Annotated in this window: 24 protein-coding genes and 1 riboswitch; of the genes, 11 read left to right on the forward strand and 13 right to left on the reverse strand. The window is 63.4% G+C overall.

What is annotated here, in order from left to right; translation table 11 throughout:
- Nucleotides 1–2: 2 nt before the first annotated feature.
- The 4 genes from ACNFIC_RS01740 to ACNFIC_RS01755 all read right to left on the reverse strand — a co-directional run bounded on the left by ACNFIC_RS01740 (nucleotide 3) and on the right by ACNFIC_RS01755 (nucleotide 3,934).
- Nucleotides 3–782 (reverse strand): ABC transporter ATP-binding protein, encoded by a 780-nt coding sequence (locus tag ACNFIC_RS01740; RefSeq protein WP_138217502.1) that lies wholly within the window; start codon nucleotides 780–782, stop codon nucleotides 3–5.
- The gene (locus tag ACNFIC_RS01745) at nucleotides 779–1,594 is read right to left on the reverse strand and encodes an ABC transporter permease (protein WP_138217503.1); all 816 of its coding nucleotides are present in this window, start codon (nucleotides 1,592–1,594) and stop codon (nucleotides 779–781) included. The genes ACNFIC_RS01740 and ACNFIC_RS01745 overlap by 4 nt, the downstream gene beginning before the upstream one ends.
- A gap of 13 nt (nucleotides 1,595–1,607) precedes the next feature.
- The gene (locus ACNFIC_RS01750; protein WP_138217504.1) at nucleotides 1,608–2,672 is read right to left on the reverse strand and encodes a putative urea ABC transporter substrate-binding protein; all 1,065 of its coding nucleotides are present in this window, start codon (nucleotides 2,670–2,672) and stop codon (nucleotides 1,608–1,610) included.
- Between the two features lie 68 nt (nucleotides 2,673–2,740).
- Nucleotides 2,741–2,841, reverse strand: a riboswitch (guanidine-I (ykkC/yxkD leader).
- Between the two features lie 205 nt (nucleotides 2,842–3,046).
- A complete protein-coding gene (locus tag ACNFIC_RS01755; protein WP_416779502.1) occupies nucleotides 3,047–3,934 on the reverse strand; it encodes a LysR substrate-binding domain-containing protein in 888 nt (295 codons plus the stop codon).
- 108 nt (nucleotides 3,935–4,042) lie between these two features.
- On the opposite strand from ACNFIC_RS01755, the gene ACNFIC_RS01760 reads away from it, so the two are divergent.
- Entirely contained in the window at nucleotides 4,043–4,483 is a 441-nt protein-coding gene (locus tag ACNFIC_RS01760; RefSeq protein WP_138217506.1) for a PACE efflux transporter, read from the forward strand.
- A gap of 202 nt (nucleotides 4,484–4,685) precedes the next feature.
- The gene (locus ACNFIC_RS01765; RefSeq protein ID WP_138217507.1) at nucleotides 4,686–5,141 is read left to right on the forward strand and encodes a methyltransferase family protein; all 456 of its coding nucleotides are present in this window, start codon (nucleotides 4,686–4,688) and stop codon (nucleotides 5,139–5,141) included.
- A gap of 86 nt (nucleotides 5,142–5,227) precedes the next feature.
- Here the strand turns inward: ACNFIC_RS01765 and ACNFIC_RS01770 are convergent, their stop codons facing one another.
- The 8 genes from ACNFIC_RS01770 to ACNFIC_RS01805 form a co-directional block, all read right to left on the reverse strand.
- Entirely contained in the window at nucleotides 5,228–6,034 is an 807-nt protein-coding gene (locus tag ACNFIC_RS01770; protein WP_138217508.1) for an oxidoreductase, read from the reverse strand.
- A 32-nt stretch (nucleotides 6,035–6,066) separates the two neighbouring features.
- Nucleotides 6,067–9,156 carry an efflux RND transporter permease subunit gene (locus tag ACNFIC_RS01775; RefSeq protein ID WP_416779505.1) on the reverse strand — a complete coding sequence of 1,030 codons (3,090 nt, stop codon included), beginning with the start codon at nucleotides 9,154–9,156 and terminating at the stop codon, nucleotides 6,067–6,069.
- The gene (locus ACNFIC_RS01780) at nucleotides 9,153–10,268 is read right to left on the reverse strand and encodes an efflux RND transporter periplasmic adaptor subunit (protein ID WP_416779507.1); all 1,116 of its coding nucleotides are present in this window, start codon (nucleotides 10,266–10,268) and stop codon (nucleotides 9,153–9,155) included. Before ACNFIC_RS01780 ends, ACNFIC_RS01775 begins: the two co-directional genes overlap by 4 nt.
- A gap of 71 nt (nucleotides 10,269–10,339) precedes the next feature.
- A complete protein-coding gene (locus ACNFIC_RS01785; protein ID WP_416779509.1) occupies nucleotides 10,340–10,957 on the reverse strand; it encodes a TetR/AcrR family transcriptional regulator in 618 nt (205 codons plus the stop codon).
- Nucleotides 10,958–11,117: 160 nt separating this feature from the next.
- Nucleotides 11,118–11,585, reverse strand: coding sequence for a DoxX family protein (locus ACNFIC_RS01790; RefSeq protein WP_138217512.1), 468 nt, complete (start codon nucleotides 11,583–11,585; stop codon nucleotides 11,118–11,120).
- The gene (locus ACNFIC_RS01795) at nucleotides 11,497–12,351 is read right to left on the reverse strand and encodes a DNA-binding domain-containing protein (RefSeq protein ID WP_416779512.1); all 855 of its coding nucleotides are present in this window, start codon (nucleotides 12,349–12,351) and stop codon (nucleotides 11,497–11,499) included. Before ACNFIC_RS01795 ends, ACNFIC_RS01790 begins: the two co-directional genes overlap by 89 nt.
- Nucleotides 12,348–13,181 carry a DUF692 domain-containing protein gene (locus tag ACNFIC_RS01800; protein ID WP_416779514.1) on the reverse strand — a complete coding sequence of 278 codons (834 nt, stop codon included), beginning with the start codon at nucleotides 13,179–13,181 and terminating at the stop codon, nucleotides 12,348–12,350. Before ACNFIC_RS01800 ends, ACNFIC_RS01795 begins: the two co-directional genes overlap by 4 nt.
- A 16-nt stretch (nucleotides 13,182–13,197) precedes the next feature.
- Nucleotides 13,198–13,485, reverse strand: a complete 288-nt coding sequence (locus tag ACNFIC_RS01805) for a DUF2282 domain-containing protein (protein WP_138217515.1) — start codon at nucleotides 13,483–13,485, stop codon at nucleotides 13,198–13,200.
- A gap of 225 nt (nucleotides 13,486–13,710) precedes the next feature.
- Here ACNFIC_RS01805 and ACNFIC_RS01810 point away from each other — a divergent pair, with 225 nt between their 5' ends.
- The 4 genes from ACNFIC_RS01810 to adhP all read left to right on the forward strand — a co-directional run bounded on the left by ACNFIC_RS01810 (nucleotide 13,711) and on the right by adhP (nucleotide 17,032).
- Complete coding sequence (locus ACNFIC_RS01810) at nucleotides 13,711–14,301, forward strand: sigma-70 family RNA polymerase sigma factor (RefSeq protein ID WP_416779515.1); 591 nt, start codon at nucleotides 13,711–13,713, stop codon at nucleotides 14,299–14,301.
- The gene (locus tag ACNFIC_RS01815) at nucleotides 14,288–14,929 is read left to right on the forward strand and encodes a DUF1109 domain-containing protein (protein ID WP_416779517.1); all 642 of its coding nucleotides are present in this window, start codon (nucleotides 14,288–14,290) and stop codon (nucleotides 14,927–14,929) included. Before ACNFIC_RS01810 ends, ACNFIC_RS01815 begins: the two co-directional genes overlap by 14 nt.
- A 125-nt stretch (nucleotides 14,930–15,054) precedes the next feature.
- On the forward strand, nucleotides 15,055–15,732 hold the full coding sequence (locus ACNFIC_RS01820; protein WP_416779519.1) for a DsbA family protein: 678 nt from the start codon (nucleotides 15,055–15,057) through the stop codon (nucleotides 15,730–15,732).
- Nucleotides 15,733–16,027: 295 nt separating this feature from the next.
- Complete coding sequence (gene adhP, locus ACNFIC_RS01825; protein WP_416779520.1) at nucleotides 16,028–17,032, forward strand: alcohol dehydrogenase AdhP; 1,005 nt, start codon at nucleotides 16,028–16,030, stop codon at nucleotides 17,030–17,032.
- 340 nt (nucleotides 17,033–17,372) lie between these two features.
- Here the strand turns inward: adhP and ACNFIC_RS01830 are convergent, their stop codons facing one another.
- The gene (locus tag ACNFIC_RS01830; RefSeq protein WP_416779522.1) at nucleotides 17,373–18,149 is read right to left on the reverse strand and encodes an IclR family transcriptional regulator; all 777 of its coding nucleotides are present in this window, start codon (nucleotides 18,147–18,149) and stop codon (nucleotides 17,373–17,375) included.
- A 167-nt stretch (nucleotides 18,150–18,316) separates the two neighbouring features.
- On the opposite strand from ACNFIC_RS01830, the gene ACNFIC_RS01835 reads away from it, so the two are divergent.
- From ACNFIC_RS01835 to ACNFIC_RS01855, 5 genes are all read left to right on the forward strand, one after another.
- Nucleotides 18,317–19,075: an ABC transporter substrate-binding protein gene (locus ACNFIC_RS01835; RefSeq protein WP_416779523.1), complete on the forward strand. Its 759-nt coding sequence runs from the start codon at nucleotides 18,317–18,319 to the stop codon at nucleotides 19,073–19,075.
- A 63-nt stretch (nucleotides 19,076–19,138) separates the two neighbouring features.
- The gene (locus tag ACNFIC_RS01840) at nucleotides 19,139–19,795 is read left to right on the forward strand and encodes an amino acid ABC transporter permease (RefSeq protein WP_138217522.1); all 657 of its coding nucleotides are present in this window, start codon (nucleotides 19,139–19,141) and stop codon (nucleotides 19,793–19,795) included.
- Nucleotides 19,792–20,535 (forward strand): amino acid ABC transporter ATP-binding protein, encoded by a 744-nt coding sequence (locus ACNFIC_RS01845; protein WP_138217523.1) that lies wholly within the window; start codon nucleotides 19,792–19,794, stop codon nucleotides 20,533–20,535. Before ACNFIC_RS01840 ends, ACNFIC_RS01845 begins: the two co-directional genes overlap by 4 nt.
- Nucleotides 20,532–21,818: an NAD(P)/FAD-dependent oxidoreductase gene (locus ACNFIC_RS01850; protein ID WP_416779525.1), complete on the forward strand. Its 1,287-nt coding sequence runs from the start codon at nucleotides 20,532–20,534 to the stop codon at nucleotides 21,816–21,818. Before ACNFIC_RS01845 ends, ACNFIC_RS01850 begins: the two co-directional genes overlap by 4 nt.
- Before the next feature lie 18 nt (nucleotides 21,819–21,836).
- Entirely contained in the window at nucleotides 21,837–22,184 is a 348-nt protein-coding gene (locus ACNFIC_RS01855; RefSeq protein WP_138217525.1) for a cupin domain-containing protein, read from the forward strand.
- Nucleotides 22,185–22,186 lie beyond the last annotated feature (2 nt).

The following is a 22,186-nucleotide window of genomic DNA, read 5'->3' on the forward strand; positions in this document are numbered from 1 at the left end:
GGTCAGGTTCCTGGTTGCGGTTGGAGGAGGCGCTCGCAGGCGGCCACCGGGGCCGGTTGGCGGGCGCTGTTGAGCGGCAGGTCATAGGTGACCCGCGAGCCGTAGGCGTAGGGGGCATGGGGGTCGATGCGGGTCTTGTCGAACACCAGCAGGCGGGTGCCGAGGCTGAAACCTTCGCTGAGGTCATGGGTGACCATGAACACGGTCAGTCGGGTTTCCTGCCACAGTTCCAGCAGCAGCGCATGCATGTCCTTGCGAATCCCCGGGTCCAGGGCGCCGAATGGTTCATCGAGCAGCAGCACCTTGGGTTTCATCAGCAGTGCCTGGGCGATTGCCAGACGCTGCTGCATGCCACCGGACAATTGCGCGGGGTACTTGTCCAGAGCATGGCCCAGGCCAACTCGGGTCAGTAATGCAGCGGCCTGTTCGCGGGCGGCGCGCTTGCGCTGGCCGAGCAGGCGTCCAAGCAAGGGGGCATGCGGCAATTCCAGGCCCAGTGCGACGTTATCCAGCACGTTCAGGTGCGCGAACACCGAGTAGCGCTGGAACACCACGCCTCGGCTGGGGTCGGGTTCGCCCGCCAGAGGCTGGCCGCCCAACAGAATCTGTCCGCGCGATGGCTGCTCCTGGCCCAGCAGCAGGCGCAGGAAGGTGGACTTGCCGCAACCCGAGGCGCCGACCATGGTGCAGAACTCGCCTTCGGCGATGCTCAGGTTCAGGCCTTCGAGCACCACATGCTCGCCATATTGCTGCCAGACGTTGCGCACTTCGATGTAGCTCATGGACGGCCCCCTTCGTACCAGGGGAAAGCCCGCTGGGTCAGTTGCTTGAGCGAGCAGTCGGTGAGCCAGGCCAACAGCGTGATCCAGGCGACGTAGGGCAGGATCATGTCCATGGCCAGGTATCGGCGCACCAGGAAGATCCGGTAGCCCAGGCCGTCTTCCGAGGCGATGGCCTCGGCGGCGATCAGGAACAGCCAGGCCGAGCCCAGTACCAGGCGCAACGAGATCAGCAGGCGTGGCGCCAGTTGCGGCAAGACCACGCGCAGGATGTAGGTCCAGGTCGAGGCGCCCAGGGTCAGCGCCTTTATCCGCAGTTCGGCAGGGATCTCGCGGGCGCGCTGCTCAAGGTCGCGGGCCAGGATCGGGGTGATGCCGATGACGATCAGCATGACCTTGGACAACTCCCCCAGCCCGAATACGATGAACAGGATCGGCAGCAGCGCCAGCGGCGGCACCATCGACAGCACCACCATCAACGGCGACAACGAAGCACCTGCCAGCGGCAGCGTCCCGGCTACGATCCCCAGGCACAGGCCGGCCACCGCGCTAATGGCCAGGCCGCTGGCCAGGCGGGTCAGGCTCGATGCGGTGTCCTGCCACAGCAGGTAGGCGCCGCTGCGCTTGTCTTCGGTGAAAGCGACCTGCTTGATCGCTTCGCTCATCTGCACGGCGCTGGGCAGCAGCTTGTCACGCGGGTTGTCGGCCAGGCGTTGGGCTGACCCGAACAGGTAGGCGCACAGCAGCAGGGCGAACGGCAGGATGACCAGCATCAGCCGTGTGGAGCGGTCCGGGTGGCGATTCAAAAGGCGCATGGCGTGTCTCCGCTCACAGCTTGCCGTCAGCGGCCATCTGCACATACTGGGTGTCGAAACGCAGCTTGAGGTTGGCCGGGTCGCCTACGCTCACGCCGTTGGCAAAGCTCATGCCCACCGCGTTACTGCTTTGGGCAGCGCTACCGAGCAGACCGTGGTCGAAGGAGAACTGAGCGACCTTTTCCATGGTTTTGGGCAGTGCATGGCCGTTGACGAAGGCCAGGGTGGCCGGTGCGGTGGCGAACAGGTGGGTGGTCGACAATTGCGCCTCGTAGCCGTCGAGGTCGGTGCCGGAGGCCTTGGCCATGTGCTCCAGGGCCGCCTTGCCGGCCGCCGAAGGTTCAGCCATCAACGCCATCACTTCGTACCACGCGCCGGTCAGTGCTTTACCCAGCGCTGGGTTGTCGTGCAGGGTCTGGGTGTTGACCACCATCAGGTCGAGGATTTCGCCGGGGATGTCACTTGAGTCAAAGACCTGGGTCACATCCTGGCGCGTGTTGATCTGCCCGAGCATCGGGTTCCAGGTGGTCACCGCCTGCACCTGCGCAGTGTCGAAGGCGGCGGCGATGTCAGCGTCTGAGGTGTTGACCACCTTCAGGTCGCGCTCGGTGAGCCCGGCGCTGTCCAGGGCGCGCGCCAGCAGGTAGTGGGAGACCGACAGCTCGACCAGGTTGACGTCCATGCCCTTGAGGTCGGCGACGGTCTTGCCCTTGCCCTTGAGCACCACGCCATCGTTGCCGTTGGAGAAATCGCCGACGATCAGCGCGGTGCTGTCGACGCCGCCTGCGGCCGGGATGGTCAGCGCGTCCATGTTGGTCATGGTGCAGCCATCGAACTGGCCCGCGGTGTACTGGTTGATCGATTCGACGTAGTCGTTGATCTGGGTGAGCTTGATGTGGATGCCGTACTTGTCGGCCCACTTGTCGACGATGCCTTGGGCGGCAGCGTATTCCCACGGCATCCAGCCAGCGTAGATGCTCCAGCACAGGTTGAAGTCGGTCTTGGGCGCGGCCTTGGCGGCAAAGCTGGTCAGCACGACGCAGCCGGTGAGGAAAGCGGTCAGGAGGGGCTTTCGCATGGGGTGACTCCAGTTGGCGGTGGACGGACAAGGAGCAGCGCGACACCCATTGCGATGGGTGGTCTGGCGTCTCCCGGGCTTTTATCCCGCCGTGTAACCTCAACTGGAGGTCGTCAGCTCTCGGTCCAGGCACCTGCCGAGGCAGATCGGAACCCTAGCCAACCATTTGTGTTTTGCTGCAATAGCTCGCGCTACTCCCGCACCCCAGGGGTAATGCGAGAGGCGTGCCAGAATGCCTGTGCGCGGCGATAGACCCGCAGGCTCAAGGGTTTCAGGAGAAGGCCAGTGAGCCTTGGGGGACAGGCAAGTGGAGCGCCGCGCCGTTATGGTGCGCGGCGCACCATCTGGGCGCTGGCAACTCACCGCGCCGGGGCTCAAGGGTGCCGTGCAGCGTCTGCCAGCCAGCTCAGGAACGCGGTCACCGGTGCGTGCCGCTCCTTGCCTGGCACGCACGCAGCGACATAACGCGGCCCCGCCAGGCTGATTTCTGGTCTGTAGGGCAGTAGCTCTCCACGCCTGAGGCTGTCAGCGACCAGTACATTGCTTGCCAGCACCAGTCCATGACCGGCGATGGCCGCGCCCAACGCAAAGTGCTCATCGTCGAACTCGCGCATCTGCGCGGTTTCAAGCCAAGCCTGGCAATCGGCGGCCGTGCACCAGCTTTGCCAGTTGACTGAGAATGCGCCTGGAATGGTCAAGTTCAGGTTGATCAACTCGACCTGATCCACGTTCAGTGAGGCGATCAACTCGGGTGCGCCATAAGCCGAGAATCGCTCATCCATCAGCGCCTGGCAGAACAGCTTCGGGTCATCGCGGCTGACCGCGCGAATCGCAAGATCGACACTGGAGTCACGCAGAAGATCGACAACTTCATTGCGTGTGTCGACGCGCACATTGAACTGCGCAAAGCGTCTGTAAAAGCTACCCAAGCGTGGAATCAGCCAGGCTGCGGCCAGCCCTGGCGTCGTGGTAATGGTCAGGGTTGCCTGGGCTGTGCCTGGATAGAAAGCCTCCAGGCTGCTGCGAATGTCCAACAGTGCACGGTGCGTCTGCCGATAGAGCGACTCGCCCTCGGCGCTCAAGGCTACGCCCTGTCCAGACCGATTGAACAGCCGTGTACCGAGGTGGGTTTCCAAGGTTCTGATTTGGTGGGAAATAGCTGCCGGGGTCACGGCAAGCTCCTCAGCGGCCGCCTTGAAACTACCCAGCCTCGCTGCCGCCTCGAACGTACGCAGCGCGTTGAGTGGAAGAGTCGAAAACACGCAGAACTCCCTGGATGAATTGAATTGATGCGGGTGCAATTTATCTCATTTTTCTTGCCGTGCATGAGCCACTACCGTCTGTGATCTACCCACTCCACGGAGCACCCCATGCAAGGCCCTCGCAGAAAAATCCTTCAAGCGCTCCTGTATGAATCAATCGCCATCACGGTGTTGTCGCCCAGCATCGCCTTGATCTACGACGAAGGCCTGGTTCATGCGGGAGCGCTGTCGGTGATGTTGTCTGTTAGCGCGCTGGTGTGGAACGTGCTGTTCAACGCTGTTTTCGAGTATTGGGAGGCGCGTCAGCCGCAGCGGGCACGCACTTTGAGCAGACGGTTGCTGCACTCATTGGGTTTCGAGGGGGGGCTGGTGCTAATGCTGGTGCCTCTGGTCGCCTGGTGGCTGGGGATTTCCTGGTGGGCTGCACTGGTCACCGATCTGGGCTTGTTCGTTTTCTTCTTCTTCTATGCTCTGGTATTTCAATGGTGCTTCGACAAACTGTTCGACCTGCCCGTGTCCGCCAAGGAGGGGGTTTCGGTCAGTTCATGAGTCGCGCGAATTACCCATTGGCCGGCTTGCAGCAGCAACAGATGCCGTGAGCCGGTGATTGCCGGAATCGCTGCATGCCGGTTGACTGACTCCGGCCAGCGCTCAGGGTAACGGCGATCACGTGGGTGAAAGCTTGGGCTTGACCCTGAAGTGGCTATAGCCTTCACCCTGGCAGGACATTCGTCTCTCAAAGGCATCGATCATGAACAACCGAATTCCGCCGCCGCTGGTAGCCACACTGTTTGGCGTGCTGGCGTGGCTGGCGGCCGAGCACGTATCCGGCGCACGGGAATTTGCACTCGGCTGGCGTCTGGGGCTGGCGCTGGTTGTATTGCTGGTAGGCGTCGCTATTGCGCTAGCCGGTGTGCTTTCGTTTCGCCATGCGCGTACCACGGTCAATCCACTGAAGCCGCACGCGGCCTCGGCTCTGGTCCGCTCTGGCGTGTACAGATACACACGCAATCCCATGTACCTGGGGTTCGCCATAGCCCTGACAGCCTGGTCGATTTTTCTCGCCTGGCCGCCAGCGCTTCTGAGTGTGCTCGGTTTCGTGATCTACATGAACCGCTTCCAGATCGGGCCGGAAGAGCGAGCGCTTGCCGGCCTTTTTGGCGCGCAGTTCACGCACTATTGCGGCCAGGTCAGACGTTGGCTGTAGGCAATCCAACGTCTGCTGCCACAGCCCAGACAGGCAACCACACTGCGTGCGCTGTGCTGGGTGTAGGCTCCAGTGGATGGGTTGAATCAGCCGAGGCCGAACGTCTTGCGCAGGCCCGAATCGACGGGGCCTGCCGGCATGAAACGGCGCAAGCGCCGGAGTAGGGTGGCTTCGCCTTTGGGAGTGTGTCGCATCCGCCAGCTGCCAAGGGCGGCCTCGACGATGGTTGCCGCGACTGCTGCGGGCAACGGCGCCTTGCGCACGTTCAGCCCGATGGCCTGGGAGACGGTTGTCCGCTCGCCGGTATAGGCGGCGATGCGCGTGGCAGCCTGTGGCGCATTGATGTCGAGTTGGGTCTGGGTGAACGAGGGCTCGACCAGCGCGACGCGGATACCAAAGCGTCGTACCTCGTGGTCCAGGCTCTCGGACAATCCCTCCACGGCATGCTTGGACGCGCTGTACAACCCCATGTAGGGCGCTGGCAGGAAGCCCAGCACCGAACTGACGTTGACGATGCGTCCGGCACCTTGCCCGCGCATATACGGCAGCACCGCTTGTGTGACACGCAAGACCCCGAAAACATTGGTGTCAAACAGTGCCTGGGCCTCGCCGAGGACGGTTTCTTCCATCGCCCCGAGCAGTGTGGTGCCGGCATTGTTGACCAATACATCGATGCGTCCGGCCTTGGCGACGACATGCTCGATACCTTGGCGGATCGACGTTTCGTCGCGCACGTCCAGCTGGATCAGCTCGACGCCGGGTAGGGCCTGAGCGGTGTCCAGGTTGCGCACGCTGCCGAACACACGGCAGCCGCGCTTGGCGAACTGTTCGGCCGCTGTGCGGCCAATGCCTGATGACACACCGGTTATGACGACCACTGTGGGGTTGGACATACGAATACCTGTGGCTTGGGGAAATGGGCGGCTCATGCCGGTTGTGCCTGCTCGAGTGGCGCGTGGTGATGGGGACGGATACCGAACCAGATGGCATACATCGCCGGCAGGAACACCAGGGTTAGCACGGTGCCGGCGAAGGTGCCGCCGATCAGGGTGTAGGCCAGCGTGCCCCAGAACACCGAATGGGTCAGCGGGATGAACGCCAGGATCGCCGCCAACGCCGTGAGGATCACCGGCCTGGCGCGCTGCACCGTGGCTTCGACCACCGCGTTGAATGGGTCGAGGCCGGCCTGTTCGCTCTGGCGGATTTGTCCGATCAGGATCAGCGTGTTGCGCATGAGGATGCCGGACAGTGCGATCAGCCCGACCAGCGCGTTGATACCGAAGGGTTGCTGGAACAGGATCAGCGTCGGCACCACACCGATCAGCCCCAAGGGGCTGGTGAGAAAGACCATGATCATCGCTGCGATGAAGCGCACTTGCAGGATGATGATGATCAGCGTGACAGCCAGCATGATCGGGAACAGCGGCAGCATGGCCTTGCTGGCCTTGCCTGACTCCTCGATGGAGCCCGCCTGCTCGATGCGGTAGCCGCTTGGCAGCTTGTCGATGATGGGTTGCAACTGTTGGCTGATGGCGGTCGAGACGTCCGGCGGTTGCAGGCCTTCGGCGGTATCGCCACGCACGGTGAGGGTCGGCAGGCGGTCGCGCCAACGCATGATGGGCTCTTCCATGCGCACCTCGACGTCGCCCACCTGCGACAGCGCGACGCGTTGGCCATTGGCGCCAGCCAGCGTGAAATCCATCACCCGTGCCGGGTCGAAGCGGATGTCGCCGGCGGCACGCGCCACGACCTGCACCGTACGGATATCTTCGCGCACGGCGGTGACAGGGACGCCGCTGAGTAGAAACTGCAATTGCTGCGCGACGGCACTGGAGGTCAGCCCGACCGCCTGCAGACGATCTTGCTGCAGGTTGAAGTGCAACATGGGTACGCGGGTGCCCCAGTCGCTATTGACCGTGCGCATCAACGGACTGGCCTGCATCACCTGGCGCACCTCGGCGGCGATTTCGCGCAGGCGCTGTGGATCCGGGCCGGTGATCCGGTAAGCCACCGGGTAGGGCGAATACGGGCCAAACACCAACTGGGTGACGCGCACCTGCGCCTCGCTGGCCAGACCCTCGGCGATCGCCTTGCGCAAGCGGTGCTTGAGCGCCTCGCGCTCATCCGGGTTGTCGGTGCGTACGACGATCTTGGCGAACGAAGGATCCGGCAACTCCGGGCTCATGGCCATGAAGAAGCGCGGCGCGCCTTGGCCGATGTATGCGGTGACGATCTTCGCCTCTGCCTGTTGCGCAAGCCAAGCCTCGACTTTTTCCGCCGCGGCGCTGGTCTGGACGATCGAAGTGCCGTAGGGCATCTGGACTTCGACCATGACTTCGGGACGGTCGGAGATGGGGAAGAACTGTTTCTTGACCAGCGCCATGCCGAGCACGGCGGTCACGAACAACCCGACCACGGTGCCTGCGACCAGCCACTTATGGGTGATCACCCGGCCCAGCAGCCGACGAAAGCGGTTGTAGCGCGGGGTGTCGTAGAGCGCCTCGTGGCCACCCTCGATCTGTTTGATCGCGGGCAGCAGCTTGACGCCGAAGTACGGCGTGAAGATCACCGCGACCAGCCAGGAGGCGATCAGCGCGATACCGACGACCCAGAACATGTTGCTGGTGTATTCACCGGCCGTGGAGCGGGCGAAACCGTTGGGCATGAAACCGACGGCGGTGACCAGCGTGCCGGAGAGCATCGGCGCCGCCGTATGGCTCCAGGCATAGGCGCAGGCCCGCACGCGGTCGTAACCTTCCTCCATTTTCACCACCATCATCTCGATGGCGATGATGGCGTCGTCCACCAGCAGGCCAAGGGCGAGGATCAGCGAGCCCAACGTGATACGGTCAAAGTTCTTGCCGGTCGTGGCCATTACCACGAAGACCATTGCCAGGGTCAGTGGCACCGCCACCGCGACCACCACGCCGACGCGCCAGCCCATGCTGACGAAGCACACCAGCATGACGACCAGCAGCGCGACGAAGAACTTGATCATGAACTCGTCGACGGAGGCGCTGATGTTGACGGCCTGGTCGGTGACTTTGCTCAGGCTCATGCCCAGCGGTAGCTCGGCGTTGATCTGCTGCACTTGATCGTTCAAGGCCTTGCCCAGATCGAGCCCGTTCCAGCCTTCACGCATGATGATGCCGAGCAACAGGGCCGGTTCGCCGCCGTTGCGAATCAGGAAGGTGGCCGGGTCTTCGTAGCCGCGCTTGACTGTGGCGATGTCGGAAAGCTTGAGGGTACGGCCCTGGGCGATGATCGGGGTGTCGCGGATCTTCTGCAATTCATCGAAGGCGCCATCCAGGCGCAGGAACACATCCGGTCCACGGGTTTGCACCGCGCCGGCCGGGGTCAGGAGATTCTGTTCGTTGAGTGCGGCGAACACCGCCTGCGGGTCGATGCCCAGCGTGGCCAGTCGCTCGTGGGAGAACTCGACGAAGATGCGCTCGGCCTGTTCACCAATGATGTTGACCTTCTTCACGCCCGGTACATGCAGCAGGCGCTGGCGCAGGTTTTCGGCGTCGCGTACCAGGCGGCGCTGCGGCTCGCCTCGGGCTTTGAGTGCAAACAGGGCGAAGGTGACGTCCGAATACTCGTCGTTGACCAGCGGGCCGATCACTCCGGCGGGCAGGGTCTTGGCCTCGTCGCTGATCTTCTTGCGTGCCTGATAGAACTCCTCGGGCACTTGTGCGGGTGGCGTGGTGTCGAGCAGCGATAGGGTGGTGAAGGCCAGGCCCGGACGCGTGTAGGTTTCGCTACGGTCGTACCAGCGCAGCTCCTGTAGGCGCTTTTCGATCTTTTCGGCGACCTGATCCTGCATTTCCTGGGCCGTGGCGCCGGGCCAGGCGGTGACGATGGTCATCACCTTGATGGTGAAGGCCGGGTCCTCGGCACGCCCGAGTTTGAAAAAGGCAACCAGCCCCGCCAGGGAAATCAGGCAGACCATGAACAGGGTGATGGAGCGCTCGCGCACGGCGAGTGCAGAGAGGTTGAAACGGCCCTCGCTCATGGTTGACGTTCCTCGGCTACCGCCACGCTGGTCGGCTCGGCCAGGCGCACGGGCTGACCGTCGCGCAACAGGTGGGCGCCGAGTGCGACGATCTGCTCGCCCGGCTTGAGTGCACCGCTGACACGCGCGCGCTCGTCATCCAGCGACTGAACGCTGACGGGCGTCCACGTGACGTGTGTCGGTTGCCCGTCAATTCTCCAGATGCCAGGCCCGTGGCCTGCGTCGTAAAGTGCGGCGATAGGCACCTGGAGTGCGTTCGATGGGGCGCTCTGCGAATCACTGATGTTCACGGTGATGGTGGTGCCCAACGGTGCATCGGCCAGTTCGCCATCGAGCACATAGCGCGCCTCGAAGGTCCGGGTCTGGCGGTCGGCGACATCCGACAGTTGGCGCAGTCGGGTCGCGACGCTGACGTCGTGCCTGCCGAAGAGCCGGGCCTGGGCACTGGAGCCCACCACTGGGCGCAGGGTTTCCGGCAACTGCACCAGCGCTTCGCGTGGGCCGGCATGTGCCAGGCGCACCACAGCCTGGCCTGCGCCGACCACTTGGCCGGGCTCGGCCAGGGTTTCCATGACCACGCCATCGGCATCGGCCAGCAGTTCGGCGTAGCGGGTGGCGTTACTGGCAACCTGAGCCTGGGCCTGGGCTGCGCTGAGTTGCGCGCGGGCCGTATCGGCTGCGGCCTTGTACTGGTCGTATGTGGATGCCGAGATCGCCCCGGTGCCGCGCAGGATACGGTAGCGCGCCTCGTCATCGCTGGTCTGTTGCGCGCGTGCGCGTGCCGCGGCTACCGCTTCGCGCTGGGCCTGAGCGGCAAGTTGCAAGTCGACCGGGTCCAGGCGTAACAGGACCTGGCCGCGCTTGACGCTCTGCCCGGTGTCGACCAGACGCTGCGACACCTTGCCGGACACGCGAAAACCCAGGTCGCTTTGTACCCGGGCGGCGACGATGCCGGTGAACGCTCGCGACGTGGAGGTTGCCAACTGGACGGTGGCGACCCGGACCAGGGGGGCGTCGGTGCGCGGATCGGTGGGCGTCTTGTCGCTACAGGCGACCAACACGAGCGGCATGACGCCGAACAGGGTAGACAGAAGGAGGTTGCGCCGGCGCATGAGGAATCCATAGCGAAGTCATCGAGAGCCTCACTTTGATTCCTGTGACCAATTTAGTCAATAGTCACAACTCAGGGTGATAGACTGCGCAAGACCAGGCTGGACAGCAGCGCCGGGGCTTCATCGGTGGTGTCGAGCCCGTACTGAAGCAGCAGGGGATTGAAATACGGGCGCATGATCAGGTGGATCGCACGTGTGGCTTCATCCAGTGGCGTCTTGCGCTCGAAGTCGCCGCTCTGGCGGCCCGATTGCAGGATCTCGCCGAGGGTCTGCGCGATGAAACCTTCGTAGGCGAGGGTTGCCGGCCAGCGCCCGGAAGCGGCGGAGGCGGCGATTTCGTAGAGTTTGCGATCCTCGAAAAACAACGCCAGGCAGGCGTCCACCACCGTCTTGAGCATGCGCCGAAGCTTCTCGGGCGGGGTGTCTGCCGCATCGACTGCGGCCCTTACCTCGGTTTGTATCTGTTGCAGGCAGTTCGAGCAGATCAGCTCGCCGATGGCCTGCTTGGACTCGAAGAATTTATAGATATAGGCCTTGGAAAAGCCGATGGCCTTAGCCAGATCGGAAACCGTGGTCTTCTCGTAGCCATACAGCCGGAAGTGCTCGGTCGCCGCGGCCACGATCTGATCACGTACTTCGTGATCCACCGGACCACGTGCTGCAACTTTGGGGGAGGGAGTCTTGTTCATGAGCCATAGCCTACAGAGCGTCAGGGCGATGAACAATAAGTGACCAATATGTATTGTGGTTACTTATTGTTGTGTGCCTTTGCCTTGAACGCCATCGTATGCCGTCGAAGCGCCTGCGCTATCAGGTCGTCGCTTTGGCAGCGGATTGCAGGTGACGCATTCAGTGAATGCCTAGCGCTCGATCCAGCGACCAGCGCCCGGCACCTCGGCCGATCAGCAACAGCAGCAGGCCCGCCCAGACCAGGTGGGTCGGCCATGCGTCCGGGTAGACGAACACCTCGATTACCGTGGTCATGCCTAGCAATGCCAGGGCCGATAGGCGGGTGCACAGGCCCAGAACCAGCAATATCGGGAAGATGTGCTCGGCATAGGTTGCCAGGTGCGCGGCAATGTGCGGTGGCAGCAGTGGTAACAGATACTCGGTGCGGAACAGCTCGTAGGTGCCTGGCGTAATACTCAGCAGGCCCTCTACCTTGGTGCGCCCGGACAGAAAGAACGTCGCGCCGATCCCGACTCGCGCGACCAGGCAGAGGAACGCGTCACCGAGCCAGTGCTGCAGGGTATCGGCCAGGTGATTCCAGCGCTGGCGCAGCGCGGTGCGCTGATGGGGAGTGCGTGCGATGTCCATGTAGGCTGTCTCGCGTTGGGTTGAGGGGGCTGAACACCCTGGCGCCGAGCAGGCGGCCGAGCAGGTCGTGGAAGTCGAGTTGCGGTTGCGCCGCGAGTGCCAGGGCTGAAGCCCGGTCCAGGTCGTTGCCGGCTGCGCAGGCGTCCAGGAACGCGCAGCCGCCAACTTCCAGTGCCTGCCAGCTGACGCCGCTGGCATGGCCGACGAGCAAAACACCCTCGCCGCGCCAGAGCATTGCCTGGGGTATCGGCAGGGCCTGGCGGTTGCACTGCCAGATGGTGTAGATCGGTTGCTCGTTGAACCAGCGCCAGCGTACGCAGGCGCGCGGTTTCAGCTGGCAGGTCGCGAGGTCCGAGGCGCTCATGCCGGTCAGACTGGCAAGCTCCAGCGCCGCTTGCGAAGGGGCGGCGAAGGCTTCGCTCCACAGTCGATCCAGGCGTGCCACGGGGCCAAGGTAGGGAAGCTCCCGCGCGGGTTCGAACGCTTCGAGGAAGTCAGCGAAGTCCTCGCCGTACAACAACAGCCGCGCGTCGCTGGGTGGCGTTGTTCGAGCGTGGATGGCGGCCGCGGCACGCAGCCAGTCTGTGCCGACCAGACGTTCGAGGGTTGGGAAGTTGTCGCACAGTGCATCGACGCAACCTTTGAGTACGGTATTGCGATACACCTCGAAGCCCGCCTGTTGAGCGAGGCTTTGCAGCGCCGGGGCCGGGCGGTGGTAGAGGGCTTCGACGAAGGCGTCCTGGAAGGCGCCGAGGGCCGTGCTCATGGGCTCACCTGCGCCAGGTCGAGGATCGTCTGGGCACGCTCGCGCTCGGCCAGCAGGGCATCGAAGGCGGGCAGATGGTCGTCGCGCTCGATCAGTGTCGGCCTCGGGCCGATACGTTGAATCAGGTGTTCGTAAAGTGCCCAGACAGGTTCGGCGACAGGTGCGTCGTGGGAGTCGATCAACAATTCGGCGCCCGCGTCGTGACTGTGCCCGGCCAGATGGATTTCGAGGACCGTCGTCGTCGGGAAACGATCAAGATAGCGTTTGGCATCGAAGTTCAGGTTCTGTGCGCTGACGTACACATTGTTGATGTCCAGCAGCAGGCCACAGCCTGTGCGCTGCGTCAGCTCCGTCAGAAATTCGACTTCATCCCAGTCGTGACCCTCCAGGCGTACGTAGTGGCTGGGGTTCTCGATGGCGATGCGCCGGCCCAGCGCTTGCTGGGTGCGCTGGATATTGTCGGTTATCCGCGTCAGGGCTGCGTGGCTGCGCGGGAAGGGCAGCAAGTCCGGGAAATACCGACCGCGCCAGCTCGACCAGGCCAGGTGCTCGGAAATCAGCGGCGGTTGCACACGCTCGATCAGCGTGCGCAAGCGCAGAAGGTGCGTCTCGTCAGGTGCTGCATCGGCCGCCAGGGACAGCGAAACCCCATGCAGCGACAGCGGATGCCGTTCGGCGATCCGCTCCAACCAGGCAAGGCGCGGGCCACCGACCATGTAGTTCTCTGGATGTACTTCGAACCAGAGTTCCTGGGCGTTGCAGGCCAGGGCCTGGGCGTAGTGTTCGCCTCGCAGTCCCAGCCCGGCGCCCAGTTGAGAAGATGTGCTCATGGTCGGCGGCCTTGGCTCAGGCTTTGCTCGGGGTCAGCGAGCCCATGCCATTGGGCGTCTTGATGGTGGTGCAGGTGCCGGCCGGAACGTTTTTCCAGTGCATGCCGTCGTAGTCCTTCTTGGCGCTGCCCGCACAGGTGGTGCCGGCACCGGCCTTGCAGTCGTTCTTGCCGGCCTGGGCGACGCCGTAGCACTTCTCCATGGCCGCGCCATTGCTGGCCGTGGTGTTCATGTCGTCGGCCAGGGCGCTGCCGGTGATGGCGGCAAGGGCAAGGGCGGCGGTGGCGAGGGTCAGGGTTTTCATGCTGCGGTCTCCGCTTCGAGTGAGGGGCCGCGGAAGGCTTTCCGGCGGCTCGATGAGTAGTTCGCCAGCGGCGGCAATCCGGTTACAGCGCGGTAAATTTTTTTGAGAATTTCTTGCCGCGGCCCTAACGTATTGAGCGCATGCCTGTTTTCCCAGGCCAACGGCACGCCCGTACGTTGGGTGAGTGCGGGAAAGAATCTATCCACGTTGTAACCAGGACCGCCGATGCAACGAACTACCAGTCAGCAAATGCTGATCGCGCGTGAAGCTCAGTTGCAGGCGTTGCTACTGCGCGGCCTGGGCGGCGACAGCCGGGCGTACCGCGAGTTTTTGGGGGCGCTTGGCTCGCACCTGCGGGCTTTCCTGGGCCGTCGCCTGAGTCAGCGCCCCGGTGAGGTCGAAGACTTGCTGCAGGAAGTGTTGCTGGCCGTCCACAATGCCCGCCACACCTACCGCGCGGACCAACCGTTGACTGCCTGGGTGCAAGCCATCGCGCGCTACAAGCTGGCTGATCACTTTCGCGCCTTTGCGCGCCGCGAAGCCCTCCACGATCCGCTGCTGGACGACGAGCAAGAGCTGTTCGGTGTCGAGGATCACGAGCCCGCCCAGGCCAGCCGTGATCTGGGCAAGCTGCTGTGCCAGCTACCTGACAAGCAACGCCTGCCGATCGTTCATGTGAAGTTGGAGGGGCTGTCGGTGGAGGAAACCGCCAGCCTCACAGGGCTTTCCAGCGCTGCCGTGAAGGTCGGCATCCACCGTGGGCTCAAGGCCCTGGCGACTATCATCCGAGGATTGCGAAACCATGAAGACCAATGAACTGATCGACCTGCTGAGCGCCAGAGAGAGCGCGGTGGACCGACACCTCGCTGGCAAGCGGTTCGCTATCGCCTTGGTGGGCGGTGCCTTGGGCGCGGCGCTGTTGATGGCGGCGTTGTTCGGTGTACGACCTGACCTGGGCGAAGTTGCACGCACCCCTTTGTTTTGGGCCAAGGTCGCCTTACCCGGTAGCCTTGCGCTGCTTGCGTTGTGGCTGAGCAATCGCCTGGCACGGCCAGGTGTGCGGGGAGGGGCGGCCTGGGTGCTGTTGGCGCTGCCGGTGCTGCTGGTGTGGATCGGTGCTGCGCTGCAATTGGCCGCAGCACCTGCCGATATGCGCGCCGACCTGATCCTTGGCAAGACCTGGCGCACCTGCCCGCTGAACATTGCGCTGCTGTCGGTGCCAACCTTCGTCGGTGTGTTCTGGACGCTGCGCGGTCTTGCGCCAACTCGCCTGCGTATTGCCGGCGCGGCGGGCGGATTGTTGGCGGGCGCCACTGCGACCCTGGCCTACTGCCTGCACTGCCCGGAGATGGGCATTGCATTCTGGGGCGTTTGGTATCTGCTAGGCATGTTGCTGCCGACGGCTATCGGTGCGCTGCTTGGGCCTAGTGTGTTGCGTTGGTAGCGGCTACGTAACGAGCCGAATGCTGTATTTGCTCGATTCACGCAACAAAGTGTACGTTCCAAGCGTCTATTTCTCCGAATAGCAACCTAATACTCTAGCGCCATCACCTTTTAAGGAGCCGGGAGATGGCCACTTTCAAACTGCATTATCTGTTCGATCCGCTCTGTGGCTGGTGCTATGCCAGCGCCGGCGCATTACGTGGTCTGGCAGAGCGCTTCCCGGATGCACTGCAACTGCACCCCACGGGCCTCTTCGCAGGCCCCGGTGCGCGCGTGATCACGCCCGAATTTGCCGAGTATGCCCGTAGCAACGACCTGCGCATCGCTTCCCTGACCGGGCAACCCTTCGCGGCTGCGTACTTCGAGCAGATCCTGGGGGGCAGGGCGCTGCGATTCGACTCGATGCCGATGAGCCGGGCGTTGACCTGGGTTCGAGGTCACGACAGCGCGCTGGAGCCGAAGCTGTACGCAGTGCTGCAAACGGCCCGCTATGTCGAAGGGCTTGATACGTCATCGGCCGATGTCGTGGCGGCCTGCACTGCCGACTTGCTGAGCGGGGCGGGGTACGCGATTGACGCGCAGACCCTGCACACGACGCTTACCCAGCAAGCGCAGTTTGCCGAACAGACCGCTAGCCGCATCGAGGACGCACAAGCACTGATGCGCGAGGTGGGCGCAAGGGGTGTGCCGCTGCTGCTGGTCGAGATCAACCAAGCCATGCGTCCCATCAGCGGCGCGGATCTGTATCGCGATCCAGGCCGCTTGGTCGAAACCATCGAGCAACTGCTACAGCAAGCGGCCTGAGTGGTGTCGGGCAGCTCGACAGCTGTGCATTAACGGCGCTAGCGCTCATGCGCACTTCATGCACCGCGCAGTCCTCAGCCCAGCCGATCCGTTGCGCAAACCATGATCTGGAGCACCTTCATTGCAACGCCTACGGTCTAGAGTGAACACGCCGTATGGTTGGCGAATGCCTCGCCAGCGTGCGGTTGCTGCAACCTCATTCAGCAGCGCGGGCGGTGTTGGGTTCAGGCCCGCCTGGCCAGCCCTGTTGATACGGTAACCAGGCCGGCTGACTCACTCGGACAAGGAGGCTTTTATGAAAGCTGCTGTCGTTGCACCTGATCGTCGTGTTGAAGTGGTAGAGAAAAACCTTCGCCCTCTGGCGCACGGGGAGGCGCTGCTGAAGATGCACTGCTGTGGCGTCTGCCACACCGACCTGCATGTGAAGAATGGCGATTTCGGTGACAAGACCGGTGTGGTGTTGGGCCACGAGGGCATTGGCGTGGTCCAGGAAGTAGGGCCGGGCGTTACCTCGCTCAAGCCCGGTGATCGGGCCAGTGTCGCGTGGTTCTACCAAGGTTGTGGGCACTGCGAGTATTGCACCAGCGGCAACGAAACCTTGTGCCGTGAGGTGAAGAACGCCGGTTACACCGTCGATGGCGGCATGGCCGAGGCGTGTATCGTCAAGGCCGACTACTCGGTCAAGGTGCCCGACGGGTTGGAGTCGGCGGCTGCCAGCAGTATCACCTGTGCCGGTGTGACCACCTACAAGGCGGTCAAGGTCGCCAAGGTCCGGCCCGGACAGTGGATCGCCATCTATGGCCTTGGCGGCCTGGGTAACCTGGCGTTGCAGTATGCCAAGAACGTGTTCAACGCCAAGGTCATTGCCATCGACGTCAACGACCAGCAACTGCGGTTTGCGAGCGAAATGGGCGCGGACCTGACCATCAACTCGCGCACCCAGGACGCGGCGAAGATCATTCAGGAAGTGACCGGTGGCGCCCATGCCGCGGTGGTCACGGCAGTTGCCAAGGCGGCGTTCAATTCGGCGGTGGATGCGCTGCGCGCCGGTGGGCGACTGGTGGCGGTGGGGTTGCCATCGGAGGCGATGAGCCTGAACATCCCGCGGCTGGTGCTCGACGGTATCGAGGTGATCGGCTCGCTGGTCGGCACTCGTCAGGATCTGCAGGAAGCCTTCCAGTTCGCGGCTGAGGGCAAGGTGGTGCCGAAGGTGACGCTGCGGCCGGTGGAGGACATCAACCAGATCTTCGAGGAGATGCTCGAAGGCAAGATCGAAGGGCGCATGGTGATTCAGTTCTAAAGCGCCAGGCCGCCGCGCGCAATCTTGTAGGAGCGGCCTTGTGCCGCGAAAGGGCTGCGTAGCAGCCCCGGCGATCGTGTATGACACTGAAATCCTGGGGCTGCGCGCCCCTATCGCGGCACAAGGCCGCTCTCATAGAACTACACATAACTTGTTGATTTAGCAGGGACCTGTGGGAGCGGGCTTGCCCGCGAACACCGGCGAAGCCGGTGCCATACACCGAGTCGCCTGCTTCGCGGGCAAGTCGGGGCGCCGAACCGCCGCTCCCACAGGGTACGCGGCGCGCTTGCGAAATCAGTTCTCTGCACGACAGCGCAGCCCGGCAGGGCTGGGTGAACTCCTACAATGCCCTGATCGAATTGCTGATCGCCCGGGCGCATTCCAGGGCTGCCGGCGCCAACCGGCGTTCGGCTTCTTCTACGCTCCAGCGACTGGTCGGCGCCACCACATGCACCGATGCCACTGGTCGGCCCTGGCTGTTGCGCACCGGCGCGGCCACCGCCATGTCTCCCAGGAACAGCTCCTCACTGTTGATCGCATAGCCCTTGTGGCGGACCTCGGCGATGGCGTCGAGGATCGCCTGGGTGGCGGTACGGGTGTACTGGGTGTGACGTTGCAGCTCACTCGCCGCGAGCAGCGCCAGCACTTCATCGTCCTCCAGCAAACTCAGGTAGGCCCGCCCCGAAGCGCTGCAGTACATCGGGATACGGCTACCGATCGGCAGGTGGATGGGAATGAACTTCGGGCCGACGAAACGGGCCACGTAGAGCATGTCCGTGCGCACTGGCTCGGTCAGGTTGGTCGTCTCGCCAGTGGTCTGGGCAAGCTCGGCCAGGAACGGATTGGCCACATCCACCAAGGTATCTGCGGCCAGGTAGTTGTAGCCGATTTCCATCACCTGTGGGGTCAGCTGAAAGCGCCTGTTCTGCGGGTGCTTGCTCACGTAACCGAGGGCTTCGAGGGTGTGGATCATGCGCTGGGCCGAGCTTTTGTTGATGCCGGCGGCCTCGGCGACCTCAGCCAGGTTCATGCTACGGCGGCGGGCGTTGAAGGCGCGCAGTACCGCCAAGCCTTTTTCCAGTGACTGGTTGAACAGATTGTTTTCGCTGTCGCTCATACCTTGGCTCTTGTAATAAATGGGCTTTAAGTATCGATATGCGATATTTATAAATCTCTTTACGATTCTTGTAAATTGTTTATAGTGAAAAACACGCCTCCTGCCGATACCTGAGGCCAACCCTACGCATAAGCACAATAAGTCGCGTGAAATGGGAGTGTTCAGCAATGTATCAACGTCTTCGCGTGTTTACCTGCGCCCTGGCATTACTCGCCGGTAGCCTTACCTGCGTACTTGCCCAGGCCGAAACCTACAAGGTCGGCGCCACCGCAACGGGTGTGCCGTTCACCTTCCTCGATGTCAAAAGCAACAGTATCCAAGGGATGATGGTCGACTCCGCCCATGCCGTGGCCAAGGCGGCGGGTTTCGACGTGGAGATTACCCAGACCACTTTCGCCGCGCTGATTCCGTCGCTCACCGCCAAGAAGATCGACCTGATTTCCGCTGCCATGTTGCGCACCCCAGAGCGCGAGAAAGTGGTGCAGTATTCGGATCCGGTGTTCGAATACGGCGAGGGCCTGATCGTGCGTGACGACAACACCCAGGCTTACACCAGCATGGATGACTTCAAGGGCGAAGTGGTTGGCGCGCAGGTCGGTACGGTGTTTCTCGACGAACTCAACCGCCGTGGCTTCTTCAAGGAAGTGCGTGGCTACGACTCGCTCGCCGATCTGACCCGCGACCTGGCGCTGGGGCGTATCAAGGCAGGCTTCGGCGACCACCCGATCCTGGCTTACCAGAAAGCCCAAGGCACCTTGAAGAAAGTCCGCCTGGTCGACAGCTACAAGCCCCAGGTGATCGGCCAGGTGTGCCTGATCATGCGCAAGGGCGATCCGCAGATGCTCGCCCAGGTCAACCAAGGCATCGCCCGCATCAAGGCCGACGGCACCCTGGCCAGCATCATCGGCAAGTGGCAGCTGGACTGATCCTCGTCAGCCGGTGCCTTCGCCAGGCACCGGTTTCCTGATTCCCCCATCGCGGACACCCTTATGTTTCTCCAGAACGCTCTGGACTTCCTGCCCATTCTGTTGAATGGCGCGGTGGTCACCGTGCAGGTCACGATTGCCTCGTTCCTGCTGAGTTCGATCATTGGTTTGGCCTTCGCGCTGATGATGGTATCGAAGGTGCGCGCAGTGGCGCTTTGCGGCATTACTGTGGTCAACGTCATTCGCGGCCTGCCGATCATCGTGCAACTGTTCTACATCTACTTCGTGCTGCCGGAGTTCGGCATCCAGCTCACGGCCTTGCAGGCCGGTATCATTGGCCTGGGCATCGCCTACTCGGCATACCAGGCTGAAAACTTCCGCGCCGGCATCCAGGCCATCCAGCAGGGCCAGATCGAGGCCGCCGAGTCCATCGGCATGCGCGGGCCAATGATCATGCGTCGGGTCGTGCTGCCCCAGGCGTTTCGTATCGCTTTGCCGCCCTACGGCAACACCCTGGTGATGATGCTCAAGGACTCCTCGCTGGTGTCGACCATCACGGTTGCCGAGATGACCCGCGCCGGTCAGCTGATCGCCTCGTCGACCTTCGAGAACATGACGGTCTACACCTTGGTGGCACTGCTCTATCTGTCCCTGAGCCTGCCGTTGTCGTATGCCCTGCGCCGTCTCGAGGCGCGTATCGCCACGAGGAAATCCGCATGATCACTATCCAGTCCCTGCACAAGAGCTATGGCAATACGCGGGTGCTCGAAGGTATCGATCTGGGCGTCGAGAGCGGGCAGGTGGTGTGCCTGATCGGACCCTCGGGGTCGGGCAAGTCTACCTTGCTCCGTTGCATCAACGGCCTGGAAACCTATGAAGGGGGCGACATCCTGGTGGAGGGCAAGCGGGTCGATCGCAACCACAAGAGCATTCATGACATCCGCACCGAGGTGGCCATGGTGTTCCAGCGCTTCAACCTGTTCCCCCATCGCACGGCGTTGCAGAACGTCATGGAAGGGCCGGTATTCGTGAAAAAAGAGCCCCTTGTCGCGGCCCGCGAGCATGCCCGCAGCCTGCTGGAGAAGGTCGGCTTGGGGCACCGCATGGACGCCTACCCGGACGAGCTGTCCGGTGGCCAGCAACAACGCGTGGCGATTGCCCGGGCACTGGCCATGCGGCCCAAGGCAATCCTGTTCGACGAGCCGACCTCAGCACTGGACCCCGAACTGGTGGGTGAGGTGCTGGCGGTGATGCGCAAGCTGGCGGACGAAGGTATGACCATGGTGGTGGTGACCCATGAAATGGGCTTTGCCCGTGAGGTGGCGGACAAGGTCTGCTTCCTGTACGGCGGGCGCATCATCGAAGAGGGGCCTGCCGGCGAGGTGCTCGGCACGCCGCAGCAGCCGCGCACCCAGGAGTTCCTGCGCCGTCTGTTGAATAACTCTGGGGGGCAGGCATGAGCGCTCGCGCGTGGGTCTTGCCGCCGTCGCTGTGGGCTGCCACGGCCAACCCCGGGGTACACACGCCAGCGCTGCAGGATGACCTGCAGGTTGACGTGGCGGTGGTGGGGGCCGGCTACACCGGGCTGGTCACGGCGCTGCACCTGGCGCGCCAAGGCGTGCGGGTCTGCGTGCTGGATGCCGGTGAGCCGGGCTGGGGCGCCTCGGGGCGCAACGGTGGACAGGTGATTCCCGGCCTCAAGCATGATCCCGAGCAATTGCTCCGGCTGTACGGTCCTGAGCAGGGCCAGCGCCTGATCGAGGTGGCCGGGGGCGCTGCCGACGAGGTGTTCGAGCTGATCCGGCACTACGACATCCAGTGCGATGCCACGCGCAAAGGCTGGATTCAGCCGGCGGCCACGCCTGCCGCGATGCGCATAATCGAACGCCGGGCCGAGCAGTGGCGCCAGCGGGGAGTGGCGGTGGAAATGCTCGACCAGGGCCGTGTCGCCCAGCGCATCGGCAGTTACGACTATCTGGGCGCCTGGGTCGATCCGCGCGCGGGCAGCGTGCACCCGCTCAATTATGTGCGCGGCCTGGCCCGGGCTGCGCAGCAGGAGGGCGCGCAGATCCATGGCCATACCCGCGTCACCGGCTTGCGCCGCGACAGCCGTGGCTGGACCCTGAGCACCGCGACCCGGCGCGAGGTCCGTGCTGAGCGCGTGGTGCTGGCCACCGATGGCTACACCGACGAACTCTGGCCCAAGCTGCGCCAGACCGTGCTGGCGGCCAACAGCTTCATCGTCGCCACCCGCCCATTGCCGGAGCACCTGCGAAACACTGTGCTGCCCAAGGGGGAGGTGTGCTCCGACGCCCGGCGCCTGCTGGTGTACTTCAAGCAAGATGCCCAGGGGCGTTTGCTGATGGGGGGGCGCGGCCCGTTTGCCGAGCCGCGCTCGGACAGTGACTGGAATCACCTGCGCAATTCGGTGTTCGGCCTGTTCCCGCAGCTCAAGGGCGTCGAATTCGAATACCAGTGGGCCGGGCGCGTGGCGCTGACCCAGGATTTCCTGCCGCATCTGCACGAGCCGGCCCCGGGGCTGAGCATCCTGCTGGGCTACAACGGTCGGGGTATCGCCATGGCCAGCACCTTGGGCCGTCACCTGGCGCAGCGCCTGCTGGGGCAGACCGAGCATTTCCCGTTTCCGGTCTCGCCGATCCGGCCGATTCCGTTTCATGGGCTACAGCGGCTGTACCTGGGGGTGGGGATTGCCTGGTACCGCTTGCTCGATGCCATTGCCTGAGTTCAAGGAGAGGTCTGCATGCAGCCTGTAGTGATCAAAGCCGTGACCGATGCGCAGTTCAGCGACGCGCTGGCGGTGGCCAAACCGGTGGGCGATGGGCTCGCCCATACCCGTACCGCGGGGCAGTACGATCTGCCGGGTGTCGAAGCCTCGACTGGCATCTGGGAGTGTACGCCGGGAAGCTTCCGGCGTGCGTTGAAGCAGGCCGAATACAGTTACATCATCAGTGGCGAGGGCAGCTTCACCCCGGATGGCGGCCAGCCGCTGGAGTTCTGCGCCGGTGATACGCTGTGCTTCCCTGAGGATTGCCAGGGCACGTGGGTCGTGCGCCGCACGTTGCGCAAAAGCTATGTGGTGTTCGGGTAATC

The organism is Pseudomonas sp. NY15463 (assembly GCF_048068415.1).
Taxonomy (GTDB): Bacteria; Pseudomonadota; Gammaproteobacteria; order Pseudomonadales; family Pseudomonadaceae; genus Aquipseudomonas; species Aquipseudomonas mosselii_C.

Bases quoted from the DNA above. Each gene is read 5' to 3' on its own strand.
- ACNFIC_RS01740 (WP_138217502.1), bottom strand. From the start codon at position 782: ATGAGCTACATCGAAGTGCGCAACGTCTGGCAGCAATATGGCGAGCAT.
- ACNFIC_RS01745 (WP_138217503.1), bottom strand. From the start codon at position 1,594: ATGCGCCTTTTGAATCGCCACCCGGACCGCTCCACACGGCTGATGCTG.
- ACNFIC_RS01750 (WP_138217504.1), bottom strand. From the start codon at position 2,672: ATGCGAAAGCCCCTCCTGACCGCTTTCCTCACCGGCTGCGTCGTGCTG.
- ACNFIC_RS01760 (WP_138217506.1), top strand. From the start codon at position 4,043: ATGCAAGGCCCTCGCAGAAAAATCCTTCAAGCGCTCCTGTATGAATCA.
- ACNFIC_RS01765 (WP_138217507.1), top strand. From the start codon at position 4,686: ATGAACAACCGAATTCCGCCGCCGCTGGTAGCCACACTGTTTGGCGTG.
- ACNFIC_RS01770 (WP_138217508.1), bottom strand. From the start codon at position 6,034: ATGTCCAACCCCACAGTGGTCGTCATAACCGGTGTGTCATCAGGCATT.
- ACNFIC_RS01775 (WP_416779505.1), bottom strand. From the start codon at position 9,156: ATGAGCGAGGGCCGTTTCAACCTCTCTGCACTCGCCGTGCGCGAGCGC.
- ACNFIC_RS01780 (WP_416779507.1), bottom strand. From the start codon at position 10,268: ATGCGCCGGCGCAACCTCCTTCTGTCTACCCTGTTCGGCGTCATGCCG.
- ACNFIC_RS01785 (WP_416779509.1), bottom strand. From the start codon at position 10,957: ATGAACAAGACTCCCTCCCCCAAAGTTGCAGCACGTGGTCCGGTGGAT.
- ACNFIC_RS01790 (WP_138217512.1), bottom strand. From the start codon at position 11,585: ATGGACATCGCACGCACTCCCCATCAGCGCACCGCGCTGCGCCAGCGC.
- ACNFIC_RS01795 (WP_416779512.1), bottom strand. From the start codon at position 12,351: ATGAGCACGGCCCTCGGCGCCTTCCAGGACGCCTTCGTCGAAGCCCTC.
- ACNFIC_RS01800 (WP_416779514.1), bottom strand. From the start codon at position 13,181: ATGAGCACATCTTCTCAACTGGGCGCCGGGCTGGGACTGCGAGGCGAA.
- ACNFIC_RS01805 (WP_138217515.1), bottom strand. From the start codon at position 13,485: ATGAAAACCCTGACCCTCGCCACCGCCGCCCTTGCCCTTGCCGCCATC.
- ACNFIC_RS01810 (WP_416779515.1), top strand. From the start codon at position 13,711: ATGCAACGAACTACCAGTCAGCAAATGCTGATCGCGCGTGAAGCTCAG.
- ACNFIC_RS01815 (WP_416779517.1), top strand. From the start codon at position 14,288: ATGAAGACCAATGAACTGATCGACCTGCTGAGCGCCAGAGAGAGCGCG.
- ACNFIC_RS01820 (WP_416779519.1), top strand. From the start codon at position 15,055: ATGGCCACTTTCAAACTGCATTATCTGTTCGATCCGCTCTGTGGCTGG.
- adhP (WP_416779520.1), top strand. From the start codon at position 16,028: ATGAAAGCTGCTGTCGTTGCACCTGATCGTCGTGTTGAAGTGGTAGAG.
- ACNFIC_RS01830 (WP_416779522.1), bottom strand. From the start codon at position 18,149: ATGAGCGACAGCGAAAACAATCTGTTCAACCAGTCACTGGAAAAAGGC.
- ACNFIC_RS01835 (WP_416779523.1), top strand. From the start codon at position 18,317: ATGTATCAACGTCTTCGCGTGTTTACCTGCGCCCTGGCATTACTCGCC.
- ACNFIC_RS01840 (WP_138217522.1), top strand. From the start codon at position 19,139: ATGTTTCTCCAGAACGCTCTGGACTTCCTGCCCATTCTGTTGAATGGC.
- ACNFIC_RS01845 (WP_138217523.1), top strand. From the start codon at position 19,792: ATGATCACTATCCAGTCCCTGCACAAGAGCTATGGCAATACGCGGGTG.
- ACNFIC_RS01850 (WP_416779525.1), top strand. From the start codon at position 20,532: ATGAGCGCTCGCGCGTGGGTCTTGCCGCCGTCGCTGTGGGCTGCCACG.
- ACNFIC_RS01855 (WP_138217525.1), top strand. From the start codon at position 21,837: ATGCAGCCTGTAGTGATCAAAGCCGTGACCGATGCGCAGTTCAGCGAC.